Annotated in this window: 4 protein-coding genes and 1 pseudogene; 1 reads left to right on the top strand and 4 read right to left on the bottom strand. The window is 44.3% G+C overall.

Going from position 1 to position 7,886, the window contains the following annotated elements; all coding sequences use genetic code 11:
* Nucleotides 1–144 (top strand): annotated as a pseudogene (locus IM456_RS19375) (RNA-guided endonuclease TnpB family protein); the annotation flags it as partial.
* Between the two features lie 281 nt (nucleotides 145–425).
* On the opposite strand, the gene IM456_RS19370 reads toward IM456_RS19375, so the two are convergent.
* The 4 genes from IM456_RS19370 to gltB form a co-directional block, all read right to left on the bottom strand.
* On the bottom strand, nucleotides 426–647 hold the full coding sequence (locus tag IM456_RS19370; protein WP_002785433.1) for a hypothetical protein: 222 nt from the start codon (nucleotides 645–647) through the stop codon (nucleotides 426–428).
* A gap of 227 nt (nucleotides 648–874) precedes the next feature.
* Nucleotides 875–1,888 carry a DNA cytosine methyltransferase gene (locus IM456_RS19365; RefSeq protein WP_287693193.1) on the bottom strand — a complete coding sequence of 338 codons (1,014 nt, stop codon included), beginning with the start codon at nucleotides 1,886–1,888 and terminating at the stop codon, nucleotides 875–877.
* A gap of 179 nt (nucleotides 1,889–2,067) precedes the next feature.
* Entirely contained in the window at nucleotides 2,068–2,400 is a 333-nt protein-coding gene (locus IM456_RS19360) for a type II toxin-antitoxin system Phd/YefM family antitoxin (RefSeq protein WP_287693192.1), read from the bottom strand.
* A 68-nt stretch (nucleotides 2,401–2,468) separates the two neighbouring features.
* A complete protein-coding gene (gltB, locus tag IM456_RS19355) occupies nucleotides 2,469–7,073 on the bottom strand; it encodes a glutamate synthase large subunit (protein WP_287693191.1) in 4,605 nt (1,534 codons plus the stop codon).
* Nucleotides 7,074–7,886 lie beyond the last annotated feature (813 nt).

Here is a 7,886-nt window from a genome sequence, read left to right as displayed (position 1 = left end):
TGTCGAGATAGAAACGCCGCTTTAAACATCTTGCAAAAGGGATTAAGTAGCGTGGGGCGCACGCAAACTTTAAACGCTTCGGGAGAGATTCCCTCTTGGTTGGTTGGAGAAATCCTGCTTGCTAACGGAGACTCAATGAACTAAGAATCCCCGTCTCTTTAGAGCGGGGAGCGTCAACTGTCTTTGATCATATCCGATATATTCAGTTAAACGAAGGGGTTGGGTTGACGCAAGGAAACTCAGCCTAGGGCGATGAGCGATTACACTACAGCAATGGTAATCGCCCTACAAGATCGGAGGCGAAGGCTGTACTCAACATCTTGAGTACATGGTGTCTGTTGTCGATACCAAATTAGGTTACACTTCATCTTGAGAAAGGCTGTCACCGGCGATGGTATATTTTAACCATGGTATAGCTCGCTAGTTTAGATTTGTTCAATTGGAGAAATAAGATTAGATAAAATTTCGTTCCATTTTAATTTATGAATAGTTTGTAATTCCGAATCTATTTCAATCAGATGGGAATAGCTATTGACAAATTCTTCTGGAGATGATATCAGTCTCAGATAATATTTAATTGTCGGTATAATACCATTGGTGATTATTTGACAACCATGATTATTTTTGATAGTTTGAATCTCAGACATGATTAATTCTATTTCTGTGGGTTTAACATCAAAAGATGATAGGATATAATATCTTCTCGGATTAAATTTAATAATTTTATCTTTGGCAATTCGGAGAATTTGTAAATCAATGTACTTACCATGCTTAATTTCAATAACTTCTACTAATTGTTTATTTTTATCAAAAATCTCAATATCTCCTGCGCTACCAGAAGTTAGATCAGAAACTGTGTGACTGCCTAGTGCTTTTAAGGTAAGGATACTCTAGAATTGTTTTCAAAAATATGTTTCTTAATGGCAATAGCCAACTCTTTAATCATGGGAATACAAACCGAATTACCCACCTGTTTATAAGACTCAGCTAAGTTAGGATGAATTTGAAAGCTATCGGGGAACTTCATCAGTCGATAGCATTCTTGGATAGTTAATTTACGCACCTGATCTTGTTCGGGTATATAAATAAAAAAACGTCCAGATGTTTCCTGAGATGGTATAGTAGGATGTACTCCATCGATCGAATAAATTCGGTTAGGTTGATGATGAACCCGGGATAAATGTTCTGTATTTGGTCTGATACCTTTTTTCCAGATAGTTTTATTGCGATAACCGACAAAAATTAATCCTGATGGTTGTAAGGTAGGATTATCAATGAGAGTATATTCTTTTTTATCTAAGTATTCAAAATTGCCTTGAGGAGACAGAAAATCGCGTAACTTAGGTATTGGTGAAGTATATTTTAATGAGTTGAAATTAAATTTTTTATTTTGGGTAGCAATAATAATAATTCTTTCTCGATTTTGCGGCACACCAAAATCCTTGGCATTTAAGAGCTTATAATCAACTAAATAACCCAGTTCTTCCAAAGAATGCAAAATAATATCTAAGTTTTTGCCTTTGTCGAGGTGAATTAGGTGTTTAACATTTTCCAGAAGAATTATTTTCGGCTTTTTTAATTCGACTATTTCGCAGATGGGAAAAAATAGAGTTCCCCTTGTATCTCTAAATCCGGCTCGTTTTCCAGAAATGCTAAAGGGTTGACAGGGAAATCCTGCTGTCAACACTTCAAAATCAGGCAGGTCATGGATAGCAATTTTTCTAATATCTTGATCGGGAATTTCTTGAAAATTATTGAAATATACTTTTCGACAGTTTTCGTCTATTTCACAAGAATATACACAGTCATAACCAACGCTCTCGAAAGCTAATCTAAATCCTCCAATACCAGCAAAAAGATCGATAAATCTGAGTTTTTCGTTTGTCATTGCCAAATTATGACATCAAAGATAGCCAAAGTGAATATATCCTAAATTTTAGCAAATGTTCCGACTTATGCAGCGATAAAAACTGTAGTCTAAATAATTAAGGTTAATATGTCCCCATATAATCAATTTGGAGATACTAGATTAGGTATAATTGAGTAAAAACTCGCACAATTTCGGTTTCAGACTTCTGCGGCTTTTTCTTGCTCAATCTCGGTCTCCAATTCTTGACGTAATTCTTCTAGAGAAGTGGTGGCAGCTGTCTGAGATAATCTTTCTTGTGACCAATTTAAGGACTGAAAAAGTCGTTGAGCGTTAGCTGGAGAGCGCAAAAGATAAACTTCTTCTAATAAAGCGGATAATTCGTCAGCAGCAATCAAGGCCACATCATGATGACCCTGACGTTGGACAATAACGATCGAGTTTCCCAGTTCTACTTGTTCTAAAACCTGAAGAAAATGTTCCTGTGCTTGGGTATAGCTAGTATAGGTGGTGGGGATGGGCAGCATGGTCATTAATCAACTCCGCAGTCAAAAAATTAATCAATGGGTGCGTTAACCAAGAGTAACGCACCCCAAAGAAATTACACCGAAGTTAAGGTTTTCTCCGCGCTAATTTGCGCTTCGGGACTATCCGCTTCCGAGGGAGGGACCACTTGCCAGAATTGACCGAGATAGCTATCCCAATTAGCTAAAATTAACTTACCTTTGGGGCTATTAGTGCGTTCTACATGGGCCTCAATTAAAGATTTTAACTGTTCCGCACCGGCAGCCGTGGCAACCCGTTGAATCTTGACAATTTCGGGGTTGAGTTTCTCCGGTAGGGAGGGATCAAGGATATAAGCTAATCCTCCCGTCATCCCGGCGCCGACGTTGCGACCGACGGAACCAAGCACGACAATTACCCCCCCAGTCATGTATTCACAGAGGTGATCCCCGGCCCCTTCGATAACCGCTTTCGCAGTGGAATTGCGGACAGCAAAGCGTTCACCAGCGCGACCATTAGCGTATAACACCCCACCGGTGGCCCCGTAGAGACAGGTATTACCGATAATAGCGTTATCTTCGGGCTGATAATTGGCGTTTTGGGGCGGTACGATGACAATTTCGCCGCCGTAGATGCCTTTACCCACATAATCGTTAGCTTCTCCCTCTAAATGGAGATTGACACCGGGTAAATTAAATGATCCGAAACTTTGACCAGCCGCACCCTGGAAATTGAGCTTAATTTCGCCTTCAAAGCCGTCATTACCGTATTTTTGGGCAATTACCCCCGCAATTCTCGCCCCGACAGAGCGATCGGTATTGACAATCCTGTAGGTTTTGCTGACGGTTCCCTGTTGCTCGATCGCCTGTTTAATCTCGCTATCGGCTAGAATATCGTCATCGAGGACAGCACCGTTACTATGTACTTCCTCGTGCTGCAACCAAGAGCGATCGCTACGGCCATCGGGTAAATTCAACAAACAATCGAGATTGAGGGATTCTGTCTTAGTTAAACGAGCATCGGAGCGCACTTTTAACAGATCTGCCCGGCCAATCACCTCATTTAAACTGTGATAGCCTAATTTCGCCAATAATTGCCGCGTTTCCTCAGCCACCAAAGTAAAGAAATTGACCACATGAGCGGGAATTCCTGGAAAACGAGTGCGGAGACGTTCCTGCTGGGTAGCGACTCCCACAGGGCAATTATTCGTGTGACAGACGCGGGCCATGATACACCCCTCGGCAATCATGGAAATGGAACCAAAACCGAATTCCTCCGCACCCATGAGAGCAGCCATGAGGATATCCCAACCGGTTTTCAGTCCCCCATCTGCGCGCAAAATCACCCGATGACGCAGTTGATTTTCCATTAACATCCGATGCACTTCCGTCACTCCCAATTCCCAGGGACTACCCGCGTGTTTGATCGAACTTAGGGGTGATGCACCTGTACCACCATCGTGGCCGGAAATCTGGATAATATCAGCGTTAGCTTTGGCAACTCCGGCCGCAATTGTGCCGATACCGATCTCGGCCACTAATTTGACGGAAACTTTGGCCCGGGGGTTAATTTGGTGTAAATCGTAGATTAATTGTGCTAAATCTTCGATCGAGTAGATATCGTGGTGAGGAGGGGGAGAAATCAAAGTTACTCCCGGTTTCGATCGCCGTAACATGGCAATATAGGAACTGACTTTTTTCCCGGGTAATTGACCTCCTTCTCCCGGTTTTGCTCCCTGGGCCATTTTAATCTCTAGCTGTTTTCCACTCATTAAGTATTCGGGAGTGACTCCAAAACGGCCCGAAGCTATCTGTTTAATGGCAGAATTAGCCGTATCACCGTTTTTTAAGCCGTTTAGGTGGGGCATAGTCACGGAATGTCCTTCTGCATCCACATCGCTTAAGCTGGTGTAACGGATCGGATCTTCTCCCCCTTCTCCGGAATTGGACTTACCTCCGATGCGATTCATGGCGATCGCTAGGGTTTCGTGTGCTTCCCGGCCCAAGGCACCGAGGGACATTCCCCCTGTGCAGAAGCGTTGCAGGATACTTTCGATCGATTCTACTGCTTCGAGGGGAATTGAGGCTCGATCGCTGTTAAATTCTAATAAATCGCGTAAAGCGGTGACAGGTCTTTGCTGCAAGATTTGACGATAGGTTTCGTAATGGTCATATCCTTCCCCTTGGGAGTGAGCGGCCACGGCTTTATGGAGTGCTTTCGCCATTTCCGGGGAATTCATGTGGTATTCTCCCCCCGGACGGTAGTTGACAAAACCGTAGTTTTCTAGTTTTTTAGCGGTAAGATTGGGGAAAGCTTTACTGTGGAATGCGATCGCTTCTTGGGCCACCTCAGCAATGCTTAAACCCCCGACGCGACTGGTAGTACCGTTAAAAGCTAGTTTAACTAAATCTGCCGATAATCCGATCGCCTCGAAAATTTGCGCCCCATGGTAGGAAGATAGGAGAGAAATACCCATTTTCGAGAGGATTTTCAGTAATCCCGCTTCTACGGATTTGCGGTAATTAATTAGGGCTTTTTCGAGGCTAATAGCTTCTAATTTGCCGTTTTCCATCAATTTCTGGGTTTTTGGCTCGATCCACCACTGGGCGATCGTTTCTAGGGCCAGATAGGGACAGACTGCGGAAGCACCATAACCAATTAGACAAGCGAAGTGATGGGTACTCCAACATTGGGCCGTGTCGATGACAATCGAAGCTTTTAAACGCAAGTGTGAGCGAATCAGGTGATGATGGACGGCACCAACGGCTAATAAGGGGGGAATATAGCTAGTTTTTTCGTCAATAGGAGCAGTCCTGTCACTGAGAATTAAAATTTCTGCTCCCGATGCTACTTTCTTGGCGGCCTCAGCGCATAAATCAGCGATCGCAGTTTCTAATCCCCCCGGTCCGGTGGTCAGATCATAAAGGGTAGAAAGTTCGGCTGTTTTGTAGCTAGAGGTTTTAACTTTGGCTAATTCCGCATTATTGAGCAGGGGAGAGTCTAATTTCAGTAAATGTGCGTCATCAACCCCTAATTTAAGGATATTACCCCGTCGTCCCAGATACATAGTCAAGGACATGACTAAACTTTCGCGTAAGGGATCGATGGGAGGGTTAGTAACTTGGGCAAAACGTTGTTTAAAGTAATCGTAGAGAAGATGGGGTTTACTGGAGAGGACCGCTAGGGGAGTGTCATCACCCATACAGAAAGTCGGTTCTTTTCCCTGTTCTGCCATGGGAACGATAATCATATCCACATCTTCGGCAGTATAACCGAAAGCGGTTTGCCGGGGAAGGAGATGACTAGGAGCGGGAATGTCTATCGCTGTTTCTTTGTCAATAAAGGTGCGTTGGGATTTCACCCATTCACCGTAGGGATTAGAGCGGGCAATTTCCTGTTTAATCGGCCAATTACGCTTAATTTCGCCTTTTTCCAAGTCCACCGCCATCATTTGACCGGGGCCGAGACGACCTTTTTCGATAATGGTGGTTTCATCGAGGGGAATAGTTCCCGCTTCCGAGGAAACGACGATATAACCGTTGTTAGTAATGCTATAACGGGCCGGTCGCAAACCGTTGCGATCCAAACAAGCGCCGACGATTCCCCCGTCACTGAAGACCAGTAAAGCCGGACCGTCCCAGGGTTCCTGTAAACCGCTATAGTATTCGTAAAAGTCGATAATTTCGGGATAATCCTGTAAATCCGGCTGATTATTGTAGGCCTCCGGCACTAGGATCATAGCTGCTTCTAGGGGACTGCGACCGGTTCTCACCAATAATTCTAGGGCGCTATCGAGGTTATAGGAGTCGCTGTTAGCGGGGTTAACAATGGGAGTCAGGGATTGTAATTCTTCGTGGGTCCAACCTTCCGTTTCTAAAGCGGGTTCCCGGGCCGACATCCAGTTAATATTGCCCAAAAGGGTGTTAATTTCGCCGTTATGACCCAATAAGCGCATCGGTTGAGCGAGGGGCCATTTTGGTTGGGTATTGGTGCTAAAACGTCGGTGATAAATAGCGAATTGACTGCTATAGGCGGGATTTTGCAGGTCTAGATAGAATTCTCGCAGGATTTCGCCCCGTACCATGCCTTTATAGACAATGGTGCGACAGGAAAAGGAACAGAAATAGAAATCATCGGCCAGTTGCTTACCGACTTCAGAACGGGCAATATAGAGTAGGCGATCGAATTGAGAACCGGCTAAATCGGGGGAAGTAACCAGAATTTGCTCGACGTAGGGTTGATTTTCCCTTGCTTGTCTTCCGAGGACTTCGGGACGGACGGGAACAGCGCGCCAACCTAAAATCTTAATATTATATTTATTGACAATTTCTTCGATGTGTGCTTTAGCGTCGGCTCGTTCCCGGTCCGCTTGGGGAAGAAAGACCATCCCCACCCCTAGTCGCTCAGATTCTGGCATATTTAAGCCATTTTCGGCGAACCAAGGAGCGAGGACATCTCTGGGGATAGCGGTCATCATACCGGAACCATCACCGGAATCCTGATCGGCGCTGCAGCCTCCCCGGTGTTCCAAACAACCTAAGGCTAAAAGGGCCTGTTCAATCAGTTGATGGCTGCCAGAACCGCGCACATCGGCAATAAAACCGACTCCGCAAGCGTCCCGTTCCTCTACGAGCCATCGGGGACCCCAATAGGGATCGATTTGGTGTATATTGTCGGTTTTTAGGTTATTTTGTTGCGCCATAGAAGTTATCCTTAGGGTCGTTGTCTAGAAGGGTGGGATAGTTGGTCTGCTGAAAGGGTCAATCTAGAAGAGAATTTTTTTTGATCTTGCCGTTTCGATTGTCGCTGATTTTTCCTAATTTTTGCCTGTTGCCATCTTTATCTTGGCCGGTCTGAGGAATCACAGGTGATCTACCATGATATAGTAGCTCTTAGGAATTGTCATCGAAAATCCCCTAGGCAGGATGGGGGTGAAACATCCTGTTAGGTGTTTGTTTGGGCAGAATATTCTCAGATTATCAATGCTAAGACCCAGATTTAAACCGCAGACACGGGTGTTTTTAGTCCTGAGCCAATATTTTAGTTAAAATTCCTTCTATTCTAGATTCTGCCGCTTTTAAGTTAGACAGTTGGGGATGCTTGGGAGAGCAGACTTTTGTAGTCAGACTTTGGAGAATCGGTCTAAAAAGTATCTTTAGGGACTTGCGTGGGAATAATATCCCAGCCAGAAAATCGCTCTGTAGAAGAATCAGACCAGCCAGATGGCACATTATCAAAGCGCAAGTCCCTTAGCTGCCGGGGCTCTCGAAGGCTCTCCCCCTACTTAGCCTGCATTATTCATGAGAGTAGGGTAAAAAAACCTGAAACCACTACCAGATATAAGTTACAGCGACTTGATCTCAACAACAGTCTATTTTGTCTCTCCGTCACTGGGCTAAATGAGAGAAAATAATGGTTAAAAAAGCAGAAAAAAGGGGACAAAAAACTCTATAATGTTAGGGACAGTAAGAGTTAAAATTTTCGTTGATCATGACTGAGTTTTCTTCTCAACTTT

The organism is Microcystis sp. M079S1, assembly GCF_020246425.1.
Taxonomy (GTDB): domain Bacteria; phylum Cyanobacteriota; class Cyanobacteriia; order Cyanobacteriales; family Microcystaceae; genus Microcystis; species Microcystis aeruginosa.
The sequence above is the reverse complement of the archived record's forward strand: the minus strand, read 5'-3'. Positions and strand labels throughout refer to the sequence as shown.

Excerpts from the sequence above, each read along its gene's own strand:
- IM456_RS19360 (WP_287693192.1), bottom strand. The coding sequence starts at position 2,400 with ATGACCATGCTGCCCATCCCCACCACCTATACTAGCTATACCCAAGCA.
- gltB (WP_287693191.1), bottom strand. The coding sequence starts at position 7,073 with ATGGCGCAACAAAATAACCTAAAAACCGACAATATACACCAAATCGAT.
- IM456_RS19365 (WP_287693193.1), bottom strand. The coding sequence starts at position 1,888 with ATGACAAACGAAAAACTCAGATTTATCGATCTTTTTGCTGGTATTGGA.
- IM456_RS19370 (WP_002785433.1), bottom strand. The coding sequence starts at position 647 with ATGTCTGAGATTCAAACTATCAAAAATAATCATGGTTGTCAAATAATC.